We start from the raw sequence: 16,744 nt of genomic DNA on the forward strand, positions 1-16,744 counted from the left end.
GCCCGGTTACATTTCGAACCCGGAAGCTAAGCCTTACAGCGCCGATGGTACTGCAGGGGGGACCCTGTGGGAGAGTAGGACGCCGCCGAACAATCTTTGGAAAGGACCCCTGGTCCCCAGCGTTCAGCTGGGGACCAGGGGTCCTTTCGTTTTTTCAGGGCGCACCGGGTACCCGGTTGCGCGAGAATGACTTGCAGTACCGAAGACAGGAGTCACCGATGTCCACCAACTCTCCCGACGACCGACCGGAGCGCGACCAGCGGCGACGGGACAGCGGTGACCGCGGTGACCGTAGCGGTCAGCGCGGAGATCGCGGTGGGTTCCGCCGTGACAATCGTGGTGATGACCGCGGTGGGCAGCGTGGTGGTTTCCGTCGTGACGACCGGCGGGATGACCGTCGTGACGACCGGCGTGATGACAATCGCGGTGGTGGCGGGTACGGGCGTCGTGATGACCGTGACCGTGGGCCGCGTCGTGATGACCGTGACCGTGGTGGGGACCGTGGGCCGCGTCGTGATGAGCGGGGCGGCGGTGACCGTCCGCCCTTCCGCCGTGACGACCGGGGCGAGCGTCCGCCCTTCCGGCGTGATGACCGTGGTGACCGTCCCTCGTTCCGGCGTGATGACCGTGGCGATCGTCCCTCGTACCGTCGCGATGACCGGGGCGGCGACCGGGGTGGTGACCGTCCGCCCTTCCGCCGTGACGACCGGGGAGACCGGGGCGGTTTCGGCCGGCGCGAGGACAATCGTGGTGATGACCGCGGTGGGCAGCGTGGTGGTTTCCGTCGTGACGACCGGCGGGATGACCGTCGTGATGACCGGCGTGATGACAGTCGCGGTGGTGGCGGGTACGGGCGTCGTGATGACCGTGACCGTGGGCCGCGTCGTGATGACCGTGACCGTGGTGGGGACCGTGGGCCGCGTCGTGATGAGCGGGGCGGCGGTGACCGTCCGCCCTTCCGCCGTGACGACCGGGGCGAGCGTCCGCCCTTCCGGCGTGATGACCGTGGTGACCGTCCCTCGTTCCGGCGTGATGACCGTGGTGACCGTCCCTCGTACCGTCGCGATGACCGGAGCAGCGACCGGGGCGGTGACCGTCCGCCCTTCCGCCGTGACGACCGGGGCGAGCGTCCGCCCTTCCGTCGCGATGACCGGCGTGATGACCGCCGGGACGAGCGAGGTGGAGACCGTCCGTCCTACCGGCGTGATGACCGCGGTGACCGTGGTGGCTTCCGTCGTGACGACAATCGTGGTGAGCGCGGTGGTTTCGGCCGCCGTGAGGACAGCCGCGGCGACCGTGGTGGATACCGCGGCCGGGACGACCGTGGCGGACGCGGGCCCCGGCGCGACGACCGTGACGGGCGACCCGGCGGTTTCCGTGGGCGGGACGACCGGCACGGCGGTGGTGGCCGTTTCCGTGAGGAGCGGGACCGTGACCGCGAGCCGATCAAGCGCCTGCCGATCCCCGAGGAGGTCACGGGCGACGAGATCGACAAGGACGTACGGCAGGAGCTGCAGAGCCTGCCCAAGACGCTTGCCGAGGACGTCGCCAGGAACCTGGTGATGGTCGCCCGGCTCATCGACGAGGACCCGGAGACCGCGTACGCCTACTCCAGGATCGCCCTGCGTCTGGCGTCCCGTGTTGCTGCCGTCCGGGAGGCGGGTGGGTTCGCCGCGTACGCCAATCAGAAGTACAGCGAGGCCCTGGCCGAGTTCAGGGCCGCGCGGCGGATGACGGGGTCCGTCGAGCTGTGGCCGGTCATGGCCGACTGCGAGCGCGGGCTCGGCCGGCCGGAGAAGGCGCTGGACATGGCCGGTGCTCCCGAGGTGCACAAGCTGGACAAGGCCGGTCAGGTCGAGATGCGGCTCGTCGCGGCCGGTGCCCGGCGCGACATGGGGCAGCTGGACGCGGCCATCGTGACGCTGCAGAGCCCCGAGCTGGCCTCCAACTCCGTACAGCCCTGGACCGCGCGGCTGCGGTACGCCTACGCCGACGCGCTGCTGGCCGCCGGCCGGGAGCAGGAGGCGCGGGAGTGGTTCGCCAAGGCCGTGGAGTCCGACCGGGACGGCAGCACGGACGCCTCCGACCGGCTCGCCGAGCTGGACGGCGTGGAGTTCATGGACGCCCTTGACGAGCGGGAGGGCGAGAGCGGCGTGGCGGGCACCTCCGGGGACGCCGAGGCCGAGGCTGACGAAGAGGCCGGGCCCGGGCCCGAGGCCGAGGCCGAGGGCGCGAGCGGGACGACGGACGGCGAGAAGGACTGACGTCCGGGACACGACGACGAAGGGGCGGGACCGGTGCACGGTCCCGCCCCTTCGTCATGCCGGGTCACAGGTCCAGCGCGCGCAGTACCAGGCCCGAGGCCGGCTTCGGGCCGAAGGACGTCGACTTGCGGGGCATCGTGACGCCCTGCTGGGCCAGCTCGCGGACGACCTCCTCGCGGACCGGGTGCATCAGTACCGCCGTACCGCCGTCGCGTACCGCCTTCTCGACGGTGGCCGCCGTGTCGTGGATGTAGGAGATGTGGGCCGCCGAGTCGTCCGGGATGTGCCAGACGTGGGCGAGGAGGGTGGCGTGCAGAACCGTGGCGTCCAGGGTGCGCCAGGCCTCGGGGCGGTCGGTGGGGACCGTGCGGGCCAGCAGGGCGGGGTCCGGGCGGTCCACGAGATGGAAGGCGCCGTCGCCGGCGAGGAGGAAGGCGTTGCCCGCCTCGGCCGCCTTCGCCAGGACGTCCATGGACTCAGCCGGCGGCGTGTCGAGGCGGCGGACGCGGAAGTGGCCGTCCAGGGCGGTCACGGCGTCGCTCACCGGGAGGCCGTGCAGCAGGCGGTGGATGGCGCGGACCCGGAGCGGGTAGCGGGCCGTGTCGACCAGGAGGACCAGGCCGTGGTCCCAGGGGCTGGGGGAAGGGTGCTCCGCGCGGAGCGTGCGGTAGGTCGCCCAGCGGTGGTGGCCGTCGGCGATGAGAGCCTGGTGCCGCGCCAGCTCGGATTGGACACGGACCAGGTCGTCGGGGTCCGTCACCGACCACAGGCGGTGGCAGAAGCCGTCCTCCGTGGTCGTCGAGAGCAGCGGGGGCTGTTCGGCGGTGCGTTCCACGACGGTGGTCGTGGCCGCGGTGGGGCCGTCGCCGCGGTAGGTGAGGAGTAGGGGTTCGAGGTTGGCCCAGGTGGCTCGCATGAGGGCCGCGCGGTCGGCGACGACGTGCGGCATGACGTCCTCGTGCGGTAGGACGACCTGCTCCGACGGGTCCGACACGCGCAGGGCGCCGATGATGCCGCGTTGCAGCATGCCGTCGCCGTCGCGCTGTTCGTAGACGTACAGGCCGGGTTCGGGGTCGGCGGTGAGGACGCCTTCCGACATCCAGCGGCGCAGGGTGTCGGCGGCCTGTTCGTTGCGCGCTTCGGGCGTGGCGGCCTGGGGCAGGATCAGGCGGACGATGTTGTGCGGGTCGGCGGACTCGAGGTGGAGCAGGCCGTCGGGGCGGACCACGACGTCGTAGGGCGGGGACGTCACGGCGGCCAGGCTGCCGACCCGGTCGGGGTCGTAGCGGAGGCCTCGGAACGGGGTGAGTTCCAGGCCCCGGCGCGCCGTTGCTTCCGGGTGACCTGCTGTGTTCATCCCGGCATCGTACGTGTGTCAGTGGCATGGGGGATGATCGGGGGAAAGGCGTCGAACGAGGAGCGATGTGCAATGAGCCGGAGCGTCAGGACGAGGCCCGAGGGCAGTGGGCGGGGCCTGAGCGAGGCGTACGACACGGCGCTGCTCGACCTGGACGGCGTGGTGTACGCCGGGGGGAACGCGATCGCTCACGCGGTCGACTCGCTCGCCACGGCCCGCGCGGGCGGCATGCGCCTGGCGTACGTCACCAACAACGCGCTCCGGACTCCCGGCGCGGTGGCCGAGCACCTGACCGAGCTGGGCATACCGACCGCTGCCGACGACGTCATCACGTCGGCTCAGGCGGTGGCCCGGCTGATCGCCGAGCAGGTGCCCTCGGGCTCGCGGGTGCTGGTGATCGGCGGCGAGGGGTTGCGGGTGGCGCTGCGGGAGCGCGGGCTGGAGCCCGTGGAGTCGGCGGAGGACGATCCGGCGGCCGTCGTGCAGGGATTCGGCGGGCCGGAGCTGCCGTGGGGGCGGTTCGCGGAGGCCTGCTACGCCATCGCGCGCGGCGTGCCGTGGTACGCCTCCAACACCGACCTGACGATTCCGGGCGCCCGCGGGATCGCACCGGGCAACGGCGCGGCGGTGGAGGTCGTACGGATCGCCACCGGGGCTGAGCCGCAGGTGGCGGGGAAGCCGTTGCCTCCCATGCACCGGGAGACGATCCTGCGCACCGGCGCGCAGCGGCCGTTGGTGGTGGGCGACCGGCTGGACACGGACATCGAGGGCGCTTTCAACGGTGAGGTCGACTCGCTGCTCGTCCTGACCGGCGTGACCGACGGGGTGCAGCTGCTGGCCGCGCCGCCGCGGCACCGGCCGACGTATGTCGACGCCGATCTGCGCGGGCTGCTCACCGGGCAGCCGGAGGTCACGGGGGACGCGGCCGGGAGCGGCGGCTTCCAATGCGGCGGCTGGACGGCCACGGCCGGCGATGAGCGGCTGGAGCTGGAGGGCGAGGGCACGGCGCTGGACGGCTTGCGTGCGCTGTGCGCGGCGGCCTGGACGGCGGGCGGGGAGGCTGGGTGCGAGCTGGACTCGGGGAAGGCGCTGGCGCGACTGGGGTTGTGAGCCGTAGATGCGAGGCGCAGGAGTTGGGAGCATGGCGGGTGCCGGGCGGGGAGCATGCTCGGGATCGTGATCGGTTGGGAGGGTAGGCTAACCTAACTGCGTGTTGGTCGACAGTCCCCCAGAACAGCGCGCGGAGACCGCCCCCGCGCCGCCCCCCAAGCGACGTGTCCTGCGTGCCGTCGGACTGCCCGTCGCTCTGGCGGCCCTGGTGCTCCTCGCGTTGACGAGCATCGCCATCGGCGCCAAGGACCTGTCCCTTGCGCAGGTCTGGCACGGCCTGTTCCACGACTCGGGCGCGTACGGCGACGTAGTGGTGAGCGAGCGCCTGTCGCGGACCGCGCTCGGAGTGCTCGCCGGTGCCGCGCTGGGTCTCGCGGGAGCCGTGCTGCAGGCGCTCACCCGCAATCCGCTGGCCGACCCCGGCCTGCTCGGCATCAACGCGGGTGCCTCCGCGGCGGTCGTCACGGCCATCACCTTCTTCGGCGTCACCTCGCTGACCGGATACGTGTGGTTCGCCTTCGCCGGTGCCGCGGGGGTCGGCGCGCTCGTCTGGTTCCTGGGCGGCAGCCGGGGGGCCACGCCGGTGCGGCTGGTGCTGGCCGGCACCGCGATCAGCGCCGCGCTCTTCGGCTACCTCCAGGCCGTGATGATCATGGACGACGCGGCGCTGGGCAGGATGCGCTTCTGGACGGTCGGTTCGCTCGCCTCGGCGACGAACGGCACCATCAAGGAGGTGCTGCCGTTCTTCGTGGCGGGCACGGTCCTGGCCCTCGCGCTCGCCCGGCCGCTCAACGCCATGGAGATGGGCGACGACACGGCCAAGGCCCTCGGCGCCAACCTGAACCGGACCCGGGCGCTGTCCATGCTCGCCGCGACCGTACTGTGCGGGGCCGCGACCGCCGCCTGCGGGCCGATCGTGTTCGTCGGCCTGATGGTCCCGCACATTGTGCGCTCCTTCACCGGGCCCGACATGCGATGGATCCTGCCGTACGCCGCGATCCTGTCGCCCGTGCTGCTGCTCGGCGCGGACGTCCTGGGCCGGATCGTCGCCCGGCCCTCGGAGCTTCAGGTCGGCATCGTCACCGCCGTCCTGGGCGGGCCGGTCTTCATCTATCTCGTACGACGGCGGAGGACGGCCCAGCTGTGAGGAACGGGAAAGCCGTGGAGTCCGGGAAAGCCGTGGAGTCCGGGAAAGCCGTGGAGTCCGGGAAAGCCGTGGAGTCCGGGAAAGCCGTGGAGACCGGGAGTGCCGTGGAGACCGGGAAAGCCGTGAAGACCAACCGTGCTGTGCGAAGCCCGGGTGGGCTCTCGTTCCGTCTGGACGTTCGCGCCACCGTGGTCGTCGCCCTGTTGCTGGTCGTCGCGTTGGCGGCGAGCGTCGTACTGATCGGCACGGGCGATTTCGAGATACCGGCCGCCGACGTGCTCAGGACCCTGGTCGGCGAGGGCAACGCGAGCCAGGAGTTCATTGTCAACGAACTGCGGCTGCCGCGCGTCCTGGTCGGACTGCTGGTCGGCGCCGCGCTGGGGCTGGGCGGTGCGCTGTTCCAGGCCATCTCGCGCAATCCGCTCGGCAGTCCGGACGTGCTCGGCCTCGGGCAGGGCGCGACCGCCGGCGCCCTCACCATGATCGTCCTGTTCTCCGGCAGCTCGGCGCAGGTCACCGTCGGTGCGCTCGTGGGCGGACTGGTGACCGGCCTCGCCATCTATCTGCTCGCCTGGAAGCGGGGGGTGCACGGGTACCGGCTGGTCCTGGTCGGCATCGGCATGTCCGCGATCGTCACGGCGGTCAACGGCTATCTGCTCACCCGCGCCGACATCGTCGACGCCACCCGCGCCGTGGTCTGGATGACCGGTTCCCTCAGCGGCCGTGACTGGGGGCAGGTCTGGCCGCTGCTCGGGCTGTGCGCCGTGCTCGTCCCGCTCGTTCTCACCAACGGGCGGGCGCTGCGGATGATGGAGATGGGCGACGACGTCTCGTACGCCCTCGGAGTGCGCGTCGAGCGCGTGCGGGCGCTGCTGATGGTGGCCGCAGTGTTGCTCACCGCCGCGGCCACCGCCGCCGCGGGGCCGGTCAGCTTCGTCGCGCTCACCGCGCCGCAGCTCGCCCGGCGCCTGACCCGTTCGCCGGGCCCCAACCTGCTGCCGTCCCTGTGCATGGGCGCCGCCCTGCTCGTCAGCGCCGACTGGATCTCGCAGCGGGCCTTCGGGGCCGATCAGCTGCCCGTGGGTGTGGTCACCGGCGTGCTCGGCGGCGTCTATCTGCTGTGGCTGCTGGTCACCGAACGCAAGGCGGGCCGGATATGAGCGCCGGCACCGGTAACCGCAGCGGCCTGAACAACCAAAGGAGCAACGTGAGCCGCCTGACAGCCGAGAACGTCACCCTCGCCTATGACCAGCGCGTCATCGCGGAGAAGCTGTCGGTGGAGATACCCGACAACTCCTTCACGGTGATCGTCGGACCGAACGCGTGCGGCAAGTCGACCCTGCTGCGGGCCCTGTCGCGGATGCTCAGGCCCACCCAGGGCCGGGTTCTGCTCGACGGATCGGTGATCCAGTCGATGCCCGCGAAGCACGTCGCGCGGACCCTCGGCCTGCTGCCGCAGTCGTCCATCGCACCCGACGGGATCACCGTCGGCGACCTCGTCGGCCGGGGCCGGTACCCGCACCAGGGCATCCTGCGCCAGTGGTCGACCGAGGACGAGCGGGTCGTCCAGGAGTCGATGGCCCAGACCGGCGTCTCGGAACTCGCCGACCGCTACGTCGACGAGCTCTCCGGCGGTCAGCGTCAGCGCGTGTGGATCGCCATGGCGCTCGCCCAGCAGACCCCGCTGCTGCTGCTCGACGAACCGACGACGTACCTGGACATCCAGCACCAGATCGACGTCCTCGACCTGTGCGCGGAACTCCACGAGGAGCAGGGCCGCACGCTCGTGGCCGTCCTGCACGACCTCAACCACGCCGCCCGGTACGCCACCCACCTCATCGCCCTGCGCGGCGGAGAGATCATCGCCGAGGGCGCGCCGAGGGACATCGTCACGGCCGAACTGGTCGAGCGCGTCTTCGGGCTGCGCTGCCAGGTCATCGACGACCCGGAGACGGGTACGCCGCTGGTGGTGCCGGCCGCGCGCAGGGCACGGGGCGCGGGCAACACCCAGCTTGAGAAGTCGGGTGAGAAGTCGGACGAGAAGTCGGGTGAGAAGGCGGGCGAAAAGGTGGCGGCTACAAGAGCTTCCTGAGGCGGAACAGGTCCCGCAGGCCCGCCTCCAGCCTCACCCGGCCCGAGCCCCAGGCCTTGGCGAAGTTCAGCTCGCCGCCGACCAGTGCCACCAGGTCGTCGCCGGTCATCGCCAGCCTGATCTCGGCCTTCTCGCGCGGCGGGCCCTCGAGGGTCTCGCGTACGTCGATCCGGCCGTCCGCCATGCGCCCGGCGAAGGTGACGTCCAGGTCGGTGATGTGACAGCTCACCGAGCGGTCCAGCTCGGTGGCCGACCGCACGTCCCCTTCGGCGTCCCGCATGCTGTCCGAGAGCTTGTCGAGTGCGGCGCGGCACTCCTCAGTCGTCGCCATCGGGACCGACCGTACCGCAGCCGTACGCGGTAGCGTCGGGGCATGAGCGACGCAGTACCGGAGCCGGAGCCCCAGGGCGCGGAGCAGGCGCACGAGCCCGCGGCTCCCGCCCCCCTGGACGTCCCCCGCCCTCCCACCGGCAACGCCGAGGTGGACGCCGGGCTGGCGCGGCTGGCCGACGCCGACCACCTGACCACGGACGGACATGTCGAGGTGTACGAGGATGTACACCGGGGGCTGCGTGATGCGCTCACCGCGCTCGACGCCCGCCCGGGACCTCCGGCGCCCCCACGGCCTCACGAACACAGGAGCTGAACCGAACGTGGCAGGAGTCGCACGCCGCCGTCTCGACGCGGAGCTGGTCCGCCGCAAGCTGGCGCGCTCGCGCGAGCACGCGAGCCAGCTCATCGCCGCCGGGCGGGTCACCGTCGGCAAGACCGTCGCGACCAAGCCCGCCACGCAGGTGGAGACGGCCGCCGCGATCGTGGTGACCACCGACGACAGCGACCCCGACTACGTCTCGCGCGGCGGCCACAAGCTCGCCGGCGCCCTGTCGGCGTTCGTCCCGCAGGGGCTCGTCGTCGAGGGCCGGCGGGCGCTGGACGCCGGCGCGTCCACCGGAGGCTTCACCGACGTACTGCTGCGCTCGGGTGCCGCGCACGTCGTGGCCGTCGACGTCGGTTACGGACAACTCGCCTGGTCTCTCCGGCAGGATGAACGCGTCACCGTCAAGGACCGTACGAACGTACGCGAGTTGACGCCGGAAGCGATCGATGGGGAGCCCGTGGACCTTGTCGTGGGGGATCTGTCCTTCATCCCGCTCGGACTGGTACTGCCCGCCCTGGTGCGGTGCACCCGGCCGGACGCCGACCTGGTGATGATGGTGAAGCCGCAGTTCGAGGTGGGAAAGGAGCGGCTGGGCAGCGGGGGAGTGGTACGCAGTGCGCAGCTGCGGGCCGAGGCCGTGCGGGGAGTCGCCCGCAAGGCCTGGGAACTGGGACTCGGGGTGAAGGGGGTCGCCGCCAGCCCGCTGCCGGGTCCCTCCGGGAACGTCGAGTACTTTCTGTGGCTGCGGGCCGGGGCCGGTGAACTGGACCCGGCCGAAGTCGACCGTGCAGTGGCGGAGGGGCCGCGTTGACACAGAACCGAGCTCGTACTGTTTTCCTGCTCGCCCACACCGGGCGTCCCGCGGCCATCCGCAGTGCGGAGCTCGTGGTCAAGGGGCTGCTGAACGCCGGGCTGGGGGTGCGCGTGCTGGAGGCGGAGGCGTGCGATCTGCCGCTGCCGGGCGAGGTGGAGCTGGTCGGGGAGGCCACCCCGCAGTGCCTCGACGGGTGCGAGCTGCTGATCGTGCTGGGCGGCGACGGGACCCTGCTGCGCGGCGCCGAGTTCGCCCGCGCCTCCGGGGTGCCGATGCTCGGCGTCAACCTCGGCCGGGTCGGCTTCCTCGCGGAGGCCGAGCGCGACGACCTCGACAAGGTCGTCGACCGCGTCGTGAACCGGGCGTACGAGGTCGAGGAGCGGATGACCGTCGACGTCGTCGTGCACCGCAACGGCGACATCGTGCACACCGACTGGGCGCTGAACGAGGCCGCCGTGCAGAAGGCCGGTGCCGAGAAGCTGCTGGAAGTCGTGCTGGAGATCGACGGACGGCCGGTGACGGGGTTCGGCTGCGACGGCATCGTGCTGTCGACGCCGACCGGCTCGACGGCGTACGCCTTCTCCGCCGGGGGGCCGGTGGTGTGGCCCGAGGTCGAGGCCTTGCTGATGGTGCCGATCAGTGCGCACGCGTTGTTCGCGAAGCCGCTGGTGACCTCGCCGGATTCGGTGCTGGCGGTGGAGGTGCTGCCGCACATTCCGCCGGGAGTGCTGTGGTGCGACGGGCGGCGGACGGTGGAGCTGCCGCCGGGGGCGCGGGTGGAGGTGCGGCGGGGGGCGGTGCCCGTGCGGTTGGCCCGGCTGCATCATGCCTCGTTCACGGACCGGCTGGTGGCGAAGTTCGCGTTGCCGGTCTCCGGATGGCGCGGGGCGCCGCACTAGCGACCCCGATGGGGTGGTTCTCGCGGTCCTCGCCGCCGGCTGGTGCGGGCGCGTCATGGCTGGTCGCGCCCCGAGGCGCAGCCGCACCGGCAACGTCGACGCCCTTGAGCGGCAGGCGCTCCCCGGAGTGACATGGGCGGCCTGTGTGCGCTCCCCGCCCCCGACCTCGTAAGGTCGTGTCCGTGCTTGAGGAGATGCGGATACGGTCGCTCGGAGTCATCGACGACGCCGTGGTCGAGCTGTCACCCGGGTTCACCGCTGTCACCGGTGAGACGGGTGCCGGCAAGACCATGGTGGTCACCAGCCTGGGGCTGCTGCTGGGCGGACGCGCGGACGCGGCGCTCGTGCGGATCGGGGCGAAGAACGCGGTCGTCGAGGGGCGGATCGCCGTGCCCGGGGACGCCGCGGTCGCCGTCCGGGCCGAGGAGGCCGGGGCCGAGCTGGACGACGGGGCGCTGCTGGTCAGCCGTACCGTCTCCGCCGAGGGGCGGTCGCGCGCGCACCTGGGCGGGCGGTCCGTGCCCGTGGGGGTGCTCGCCGAGCTGGCCGACGAACTGGTGGCCGTGCACGGGCAGACCGACCAGCAGGGGCTGCTCAAGCTGTCCCGGCAGCGGCAGGCCCTGGACCGGTACGCGGGTGACGCGGTCGCCGGACCGCTCGCCAAGTACACCGAGGCCTACCGGCGGCTGCGAACCGTCGCCACGGAGCTGGACGAGATCACCACGCGCGCGCGTGAGCGGGCCCAGGAAGCCGACCTGCTTCGCTACGGCCTCGACGAGGTGTCGGCCGTCGAGCCGCGCGCCGGTGAGGACGTGGAGCTGGCGCAGGAGGCGGAGCGGCTGGGCCACGCCGAGGCGCTCGCGTCGGCGGCCACGGCCGCTCACGCCGCGCTGGCGGGTAATCCGGAGGACCCCGAGGGCGTGGACGCGGCGACGCTCGTCGCGGGCGCGCAGCGGGCCCTGGACGCCGTGCGGTCGCACGACCCGGCCCTGGCCGGCCTCGCCGAGCGGATCGGCGAGGTCGGGATCCTGCTGCGCGACGTGGCCGGGGAGCTGGCGGGGTACGCCGACGACCTGGACGCGGACCCGCTGCGGCTGGCTGCGGTCGAGGAGCGCCGGGCCGCGCTCACCGCGCTGACGCGGAAGTACGGCGAGGACGTCACCGCCGTGCTGACCTGGGCCGAGCAGAGCGCCGCGCGGTTGACCGAGCTGGACGGTGACGACGAGCGGATCGGCGAGCTGACCGCCGAGCGGGACGCGCTCAGGGCGGAACTGGGCGGGCTGGCGCAGGCGCTGACGGACGCGCGGACGGAGGCGGCCGATCGGTTCGCGGCCGCGGTGACCGCCGAGCTGGCCTCGCTCGCCATGCCCCACGCGCGCGTGTCGTTCGAGATCCGGCAGACCGAGGACCCGGAGGGCGTGGAGGTCGGCGGGCGCACGGTCGCTTACGGGCCGTCGGGCGCCGACGAGGTCGAGCTGCTGCTCGCCCCGCATCCGGGCGCGCCGCCGCGGCCGATCGCCAAGGGCGCGTCCGGCGGTGAGCTGTCGCGCGTCATGCTGGCCGTGGAGGTCGTGTTCGCGGGCACGGATCCGGTGCCGACGTACCTCTTCGACGAGGTCGACGCCGGTGTCGGCGGCAAGGCGGCGGTGGAGATCGGGCGGCGCCTCGCGCGCCTCGCGAAGAGCGCGCAGGTCGTGGTCGTCACGCACCTTCCGCAGGTGGCCGCGTTCGCCGACCGGCAGTTGCTGGTCGAGAAGACGAACGACGGGTCGGTGACCCGGTCCGGCGTGAAGGTGCTCGAGGGCGAGGAGCGGATCCGGGAGCTGTCCCGGATGCTGGCCGGTCAGGAGGACTCGGAGACGGCCCGGGCCCACGCGGAGGAACTCCTCGCGACGGCCAGGGCGGACGCGTAGGCCCGTCCGGCGGGTCGGGCCGATCGGCGGCGCTCCGCCGGCGAGGCGGGTGGGCGGAGCCAGGTGCGTGCACCCGCGCGGCGGAGGCGCCGATGACGTCGGCCGCCGCCGCGGCGGGCGGGCCTGCGGTGTGGCGGGCGGGCCTGCGGTGCGGCGGCCGGGCCTGCGGTGCGGTGGGCGGGCCTGCGGTGCGTCCGGCGCCGAAGCGGTGCCCCCGTCGGATCCGGTGGCCGTCGACTCGCCGGTTCCGGGGGCCGGTGCTGTGAGGCTTCCGCGGCTCCCGGTGGCCGCGCGCGGCCACCGGGAGCCCGCCCGGACCCGCCTTCGGGGGCGTCCGGCCCGGGCGGGCGCGGTGCCCGGTGAGCCGGGCCGGCGCCTTGAGGCGTCCGGCGGAAGGCACTCGCCGGGCTCCCGTAGGGTGGCCCGATGATCGACCGCGCTCGCCGGACCGGCACCTCCTTCGCCCTCGCCGCCGTTCTCGCGCGCACCGGCCTGACCGCGCTGCGCGCCGCGGCTCCGGGCGGCCGGGAACGCTGGGAGCGGAAGAACCACGCCGGACGGACCGTGGAGCTGTACGCCGGGCCCGCGTCCGCCGTGGCGGCGGCGGCGGCGGCGGCGGTGGGGACGGCGCGGGTGCGGCCCGCCGCCGGGATCGCCGTGCCGGCCGCCGGGGCCTGCGGGGGCTACGACGACGCGGTGGGCGCCGGGGATCCCCGGCGTGGGTTCCGGGCCCATCTGTCGGCGCTGCGGGACGGCGAGGTCACCAGCGGGGCGGTGAAGCTGCTCGGGATCTCCGCGGCCGGGCTCGCCGCGGGCGCGGTGCTGAGGGAACGGCCGCTGGACAAGGCGCTCGCGGGTGTCGTCATCGCCGGGGCGGCGCACTTCGTCAACCTCGTCGACGTACGCCCCGGGCGGGCCGGTGCGGCGGTCCTCGCCCTCGGGGCGCCGGGCTTGCTGCGCAAGGGACCCGGAGCGGAGACGGCCGCCGCCGCCATGGGGGCCGCCGCGGCCGTACTGCCCGACGACCTCGCCGAGCGCACGATGCTCGGCGACACCGGAGCGCACGCGCTGGGCGCGGCCCTGGGGGTGGCGGTGGTGGCCGGGAACGGCCGGGCGGCGCTTGCCGCGCACGCCGTCGCCCTCGTGGCCGCGGCGGCGTACGGGGAGAAGGTGAGCGAGGCGGCACGCTCACTCGTGTGAGTGAACCGCCCCGGTCCCGTTGCCCCGGCGGTCGCCCGCGCGGGACGGTCGTCGTTCCCGGAACACCCGTACGGCCTGGCATCCTTGACGGAGTGAGGCGCCGGAAGCCGCGCGGCGCGTCCCCTCCGCACCATCCTTCTGTACGTTCTTCGTGACCGCCCCCGCCGATCCAGGAGTTCCCGGCCACGTGACCCCCGTGAGCAGCCACTCACCGCACGGCCAGTCGCCGCTGCGCACCGTGCAGGTGCTGGGCGGCGGCAACGCCGGCAGCAGCACACACGTGCGCTCCCTGGCCGCGGGGCTCGTCGCACGGGGCGTGAAAGTAACGGTGTGCGCCCCCGCCGATGCGGAACGCACCTATGACTTCACCGGCGTCGGAGCCGACCACGTGCACGTGCCGCGCAGCAGCGATCCCGTGTCCGTGGCCGCGCTGCGGGCGGCGTGCGCGGACGCCGACCTCGTGCACGCGCACGGGCTGCACGCCTCCTTCCGCGCCGCGCTGGCTCTCGGCGGCCGCCGGATCCGCACCCCGTTCATCGTCACCTGGCACGACCGGGTCCATGCCGAGGGAGCGCGCGCCCAACTGCTGCGCGTGCTGGAACGACGGGTGATGAAGGCCGCCACCGTGGTGCTGGGGGCCACCTCGGAGCTGGTCGACCGGGCGCGGCGAACGGGCGCGCGGGACGCCCGGCTGGGCCCCGTCGCGCTCCCCGCCCGGCCGCGCCGGCCGGCCGAACCCGACGATCCCGACCGGCGGCGCCCGAAGATCCGGGCCGAACTCGGCGCCATCGGCCGGCCGTTGCTGATGGCGGTCGGCTCCCTGGAGGGCCACCGGGGCTACGACGTCCTGCTCGACGCCGCCCGTGTCTGGCGGCGGCTCGACCCGGTACCGCTGGTCGTCGTCGCCGGGGAGGGCCCCCTGCGCGCGGTGTTGCAGCGGCGGATCGAGGACGAGGGGCTGCCGGTGGTGCTCATCGGCAGCCGCGACGACGTCGGCGACCTTCTGGCGGCGGCCGACCTGGCCCTGCTTCCGAGCCGTCGGGAGGCGCGCTCCGTCCTCGCCCAGGAGGCCCTCCACGCGCGTGTGCCGCTCGTCGCGAGCGATGTGGGCGGCATCCCCGAACTCGTCGGCGACGCCGCCGAACTCGTCCCCGACGGGGACGCGCGGGCCCTCGCGGACACCGTCGTGCGGCTGCTCGCCGATCCCGGCCGGTGCGAGGAGCTCAAGGACAGGGGCGAAGGGCAGGCGGCCACCTGGCCGACCGAGGACGAGACCGTCGCCCAGGTCCTCAGTGTCTACGACGAGTTGACGCAGCCGACTCCGATGCTTTGAGCGCGCTGTTTCACGGCACGTGGCGGCGGGCGCGCAGGGCCAGGCTCAACGCCAGGACGGTGTGCGGGTCGTCGAGGTCGGTGCCCAGCAGCTCCCCGATCCGCGCCAGGCGGTTGTAGAGCGTCTGCCGGTTGAGGTGGAGCTCGCGCGCCGTCTCCGCCTTGCGGCCCGCGTGCGCCAGGTACGTCTGGAGGGTGGGCAGCAGAGGCGGCTTGGAGCGGTTGTCGTGGTCGCGCAGGGGGCCGATCGCCCGGTCCACGAAGGCCGCGAGGTCCGGATGCTCGCGCAGCCGCCACAGCAGCAGGTCGATGTCCAGGCGCCGGGCGTCGTACCAGGGCCGGTCGGTGAGACCCTGGGCCGCGGTCGCCGTCTCCGCCGCGTGCCTGAGGCCCGCCGACGCCGCCGCCCAGCCGCCGGCCACTCCGACGACCACGACGGGCGGCTGCGCCCCCGGCGGTTGCATCCCGGCCCGCTCCACGCCCGCCCGCAGTGCCGCCGAGACCCGGTCGGCGACCGCCGCCCGCTCCGACTCCGAGCGCAGGCCCAGCAGGAGCGGGACCCGGCCCTCCACCGGCCGTACGCCCAGCAGGACCGGCACCCCTACCGAGGCCAGCTCCTCGGCGACCGCGCGCGCCAGCACCGCCCAGCCGCCGCCGGCGGGGGACAGGCTCTCGCCGAGCCGCATCACCACGGGGAGCAGTGGGCCGGTGCCCGGTTTGAAGCCCAGGACGCGGGCCTGCGCCGGGGCGTCCTCCGCGGCGATCCGGCCCTCGGCGAGGTCGGTGAGGAAGTCGCCGCGCCCGCGCGCCGCCAGCTCCTCCTCCTGCCGCGCCTGCATCAGCACCACGGCGAGGATGCCCGCCGCCCGCTCCGCCGCCATCCGGTGCACCGGCGCCAGCGGGGACCGTACGGGCAGCAGGACGAGCCGTGCGCGTACCGACCCCGTGCCGGGTCCGCCGCCGGGCACGTCGACCAGGACCGAGCCCGCCGGGGGAGGGGCGTCCTTGTGCGGGCCGCGCAGCCCCTCCCAGACCTGGAGGGGGTCGGCGCCCTCGGGTCCGGAGCCGGCGGCGTACAGCAGGCGGCCGTCGGTGGTCTCCAGGAAGACCGGGTTGTCGCCGAAGTCGGCCAGGATGCCGAGTACCTGGGGCACACCGCCGCCGCCGAGGAGGGCCTCCGTGCAGCGGCGGTGCACCTCCTCGGCCCGCTGGAGCAGTGCGTAGTGGCCGTTGACGATCTCGGTGTGGATCTCCTCGGTGACCGTCACGAACGGCACCTCGCGGTGCAGCTGGACGAGCGGGAGGCCGGCCGCGCGCGCGGTGTCCACGAGGGCGGCGGGGAGTTTCGCGAAGCGCGGGCCGAGTTCCACGACCAGGGCCGCGATGCCGCGCTCGGCGAGGGTGCGGACGAAGGCGCGCTGTTCGGCGGGGCGGGTGCCGAGGCCGTAGCCCGTGGTCAGGAGGAGTTCGCCGCCCTTGAGGAGGGAGGCGATGTTGGGTACCTCGCCGGCGTGCACCCAGCGCACGGTGCGGTGCAGGCGGTCGGCGCCGGCGAGGGTCTCCGGGAGGCCGCTGCGGAGGCCGGGGAGTTCCAGGGCGCGCTGCACGGTGATCCCCGAGGGTGGGGGTGCGCTGGGGGTGTTCATGGAGCGGACGGTACCCGGGGGTGCCGGGCGGGGACATCTTCGGCGTCCCGTGCCGTTGCCCGAGCGGCGGTGTGGGGCGGGGGCGGTGGGCCGAGCCGCCCGGCGCTTGTCGGCTGCCCGCGTCACGTGTGCCGGAGGCGGGGCGCGCGGCCCGGCGCTACGGGGCTCCTTCCCCGGAGGGGACGGCCTCAGCGGCCACCCGTGCCGCACCTTGGGGCACCTCCCAGCCGTCCAGGCACTGGGGAGGCACGACTGCCCGCCGCCGGGCGGCGCGAGCGTCCGCAGCCATGCGGGACTGCCGGCCGCCAGGCG

15 protein-coding genes and 1 rRNA gene are annotated in these 16,744 nt (G+C 73.8%); 12 read left to right on the forward strand and 4 right to left on the reverse strand.

The window, feature by feature from the left end; all coding sequences use genetic code 11:
- Positions 1-91, forward strand: a 5S ribosomal RNA gene (gene rrf / locus ACZ4V1_RS27100); the annotation flags it as partial.
- Between the two features lie 121 nt (positions 92-212).
- Here the strand turns inward: rrf and ACZ4V1_RS27105 are convergent.
- On the reverse strand, positions 213-1,397 hold the full coding sequence (locus ACZ4V1_RS27105; RefSeq protein ID WP_468341058.1) for a hypothetical protein: 1,185 nt from the start codon (positions 1,395-1,397) through the stop codon (positions 213-215).
- Positions 1,398-1,454: 57 nt separating this feature from the next.
- Between ACZ4V1_RS27105 and ACZ4V1_RS27110 the strand changes: the two genes are divergently transcribed.
- Positions 1,455-2,264 carry a tetratricopeptide repeat protein gene (locus ACZ4V1_RS27110; RefSeq protein ID WP_468341039.1) on the forward strand — a complete coding sequence of 270 codons (810 nt, stop codon included), beginning with the start codon at positions 1,455-1,457 and terminating at the stop codon, positions 2,262-2,264.
- A gap of 64 nt (positions 2,265-2,328) precedes the next feature.
- Here ACZ4V1_RS27110 and ACZ4V1_RS27115 read toward each other — a convergent pair whose 3' ends face one another.
- Positions 2,329-3,621: a DUF1015 domain-containing protein gene (locus ACZ4V1_RS27115; RefSeq protein ID WP_468340719.1), complete on the reverse strand. Its 1,293-nt coding sequence runs from the start codon at positions 3,619-3,621 to the stop codon at positions 2,329-2,331.
- Positions 3,622-3,693: 72 nt separating this feature from the next.
- Between ACZ4V1_RS27115 and ACZ4V1_RS27120 the strand changes: the two genes are divergently transcribed.
- The 4 genes from ACZ4V1_RS27120 to ACZ4V1_RS27135 all read left to right on the forward strand — a co-directional run bounded on the left by ACZ4V1_RS27120 (position 3,694) and on the right by ACZ4V1_RS27135 (position 7,970).
- Positions 3,694-4,731 carry an HAD hydrolase-like protein gene (locus ACZ4V1_RS27120; protein WP_468340722.1) on the forward strand — a complete coding sequence of 346 codons (1,038 nt, stop codon included), beginning with the start codon at positions 3,694-3,696 and terminating at the stop codon, positions 4,729-4,731.
- A 100-nt stretch (positions 4,732-4,831) separates the two neighbouring features.
- The gene (locus tag ACZ4V1_RS27125) at positions 4,832-5,878 is read left to right on the forward strand and encodes a FecCD family ABC transporter permease (RefSeq protein ID WP_468340724.1); all 1,047 of its coding nucleotides are present in this window, start codon (positions 4,832-4,834) and stop codon (positions 5,876-5,878) included.
- Between the two features lie 122 nt (positions 5,879-6,000).
- Positions 6,001-7,038 carry a FecCD family ABC transporter permease gene (locus ACZ4V1_RS27130; RefSeq protein WP_468340727.1) on the forward strand — a complete coding sequence of 346 codons (1,038 nt, stop codon included), beginning with the start codon at positions 6,001-6,003 and terminating at the stop codon, positions 7,036-7,038.
- Entirely contained in the window at positions 7,035-7,970 is a 936-nt protein-coding gene (locus ACZ4V1_RS27135) for an ABC transporter ATP-binding protein (RefSeq protein ID WP_468340730.1), read from the forward strand. The genes ACZ4V1_RS27130 and ACZ4V1_RS27135 overlap by 4 nt, the downstream gene beginning before the upstream one ends.
- Here ACZ4V1_RS27135 and ACZ4V1_RS27140 read toward each other — a convergent pair.
- On the reverse strand, positions 7,954-8,301 hold the full coding sequence (locus ACZ4V1_RS27140; RefSeq protein WP_468340733.1) for a sterol-binding protein: 348 nt from the start codon (positions 8,299-8,301) through the stop codon (positions 7,954-7,956). The genes ACZ4V1_RS27135 and ACZ4V1_RS27140 overlap by 17 nt on opposite strands.
- 42 nt (positions 8,302-8,343) lie before the next feature.
- On the opposite strand from ACZ4V1_RS27140, the gene ACZ4V1_RS27145 reads away from it, so the two are divergent.
- From ACZ4V1_RS27145 to ACZ4V1_RS27170, 6 genes are all read left to right on the forward strand, one after another.
- On the forward strand, positions 8,344-8,616 hold the full coding sequence (locus tag ACZ4V1_RS27145) for a hypothetical protein (protein ID WP_468340735.1): 273 nt from the start codon (positions 8,344-8,346) through the stop codon (positions 8,614-8,616).
- A 7-nt stretch (positions 8,617-8,623) separates the two neighbouring features.
- Positions 8,624-9,439 carry a hemolysin gene (locus tag ACZ4V1_RS27150; protein WP_468340738.1) on the forward strand — a complete coding sequence of 272 codons (816 nt, stop codon included), beginning with the start codon at positions 8,624-8,626 and terminating at the stop codon, positions 9,437-9,439.
- Positions 9,436-10,341, forward strand: coding sequence for an NAD kinase (locus ACZ4V1_RS27155; RefSeq protein WP_337307232.1), 906 nt, complete (start codon positions 9,436-9,438; stop codon positions 10,339-10,341). The genes ACZ4V1_RS27150 and ACZ4V1_RS27155 overlap by 4 nt, the downstream gene beginning before the upstream one ends.
- A gap of 194 nt (positions 10,342-10,535) precedes the next feature.
- A complete protein-coding gene (gene recN, locus ACZ4V1_RS27160) occupies positions 10,536-12,254 on the forward strand; it encodes a DNA repair protein RecN (RefSeq protein WP_468341042.1) in 1,719 nt (572 codons plus the stop codon).
- 426 nt (positions 12,255-12,680) lie between these two features.
- Entirely contained in the window at positions 12,681-13,454 is a 774-nt protein-coding gene (locus ACZ4V1_RS27165) for a hypothetical protein (RefSeq protein ID WP_468340741.1), read from the forward strand.
- Between the two features lie 187 nt (positions 13,455-13,641).
- A complete protein-coding gene (locus ACZ4V1_RS27170; protein WP_468340744.1) occupies positions 13,642-14,787 on the forward strand; it encodes a glycosyltransferase family 4 protein in 1,146 nt (381 codons plus the stop codon).
- Between the two features lie 10 nt (positions 14,788-14,797).
- Here ACZ4V1_RS27170 and ACZ4V1_RS27175 read toward each other — a convergent pair whose 3' ends face one another.
- Positions 14,798-16,432, reverse strand: a complete 1,635-nt coding sequence (locus tag ACZ4V1_RS27175; RefSeq protein ID WP_468340747.1) for a PucR family transcriptional regulator — start codon at positions 16,430-16,432, stop codon at positions 14,798-14,800.
- Positions 16,433-16,744: the final 312 nt, after the last annotated feature.

It is taken from the genome of Streptomyces sp. NPDC028991 (assembly GCF_055564775.1).

Excerpts from the sequence above, each read along its gene's own strand:
- ACZ4V1_RS27115 (WP_468340719.1), bottom strand. The coding sequence starts at position 3,621 with ATGAACACAGCAGGTCACCCGGAAGCAACGGCGCGCCGGGGCCTGGAA.
- ACZ4V1_RS27120 (WP_468340722.1), top strand. The coding sequence starts at position 3,694 with ATGAGCCGGAGCGTCAGGACGAGGCCCGAGGGCAGTGGGCGGGGCCTG.
- ACZ4V1_RS27135 (WP_468340730.1), top strand. The coding sequence starts at position 7,035 with ATGAGCGCCGGCACCGGTAACCGCAGCGGCCTGAACAACCAAAGGAGC.
- ACZ4V1_RS27140 (WP_468340733.1), bottom strand. The coding sequence starts at position 8,301 with ATGGCGACGACTGAGGAGTGCCGCGCCGCACTCGACAAGCTCTCGGAC.
- ACZ4V1_RS27145 (WP_468340735.1), top strand. The coding sequence starts at position 8,344 with ATGAGCGACGCAGTACCGGAGCCGGAGCCCCAGGGCGCGGAGCAGGCG.
- recN (WP_468341042.1), top strand. The coding sequence starts at position 10,536 with ATGCGGATACGGTCGCTCGGAGTCATCGACGACGCCGTGGTCGAGCTG.
- ACZ4V1_RS27165 (WP_468340741.1), top strand. The coding sequence starts at position 12,681 with ATGATCGACCGCGCTCGCCGGACCGGCACCTCCTTCGCCCTCGCCGCC.
- ACZ4V1_RS27175 (WP_468340747.1), bottom strand. The coding sequence starts at position 16,432 with ATGAACACCCCCAGCGCACCCCCACCCTCGGGGATCACCGTGCAGCGC.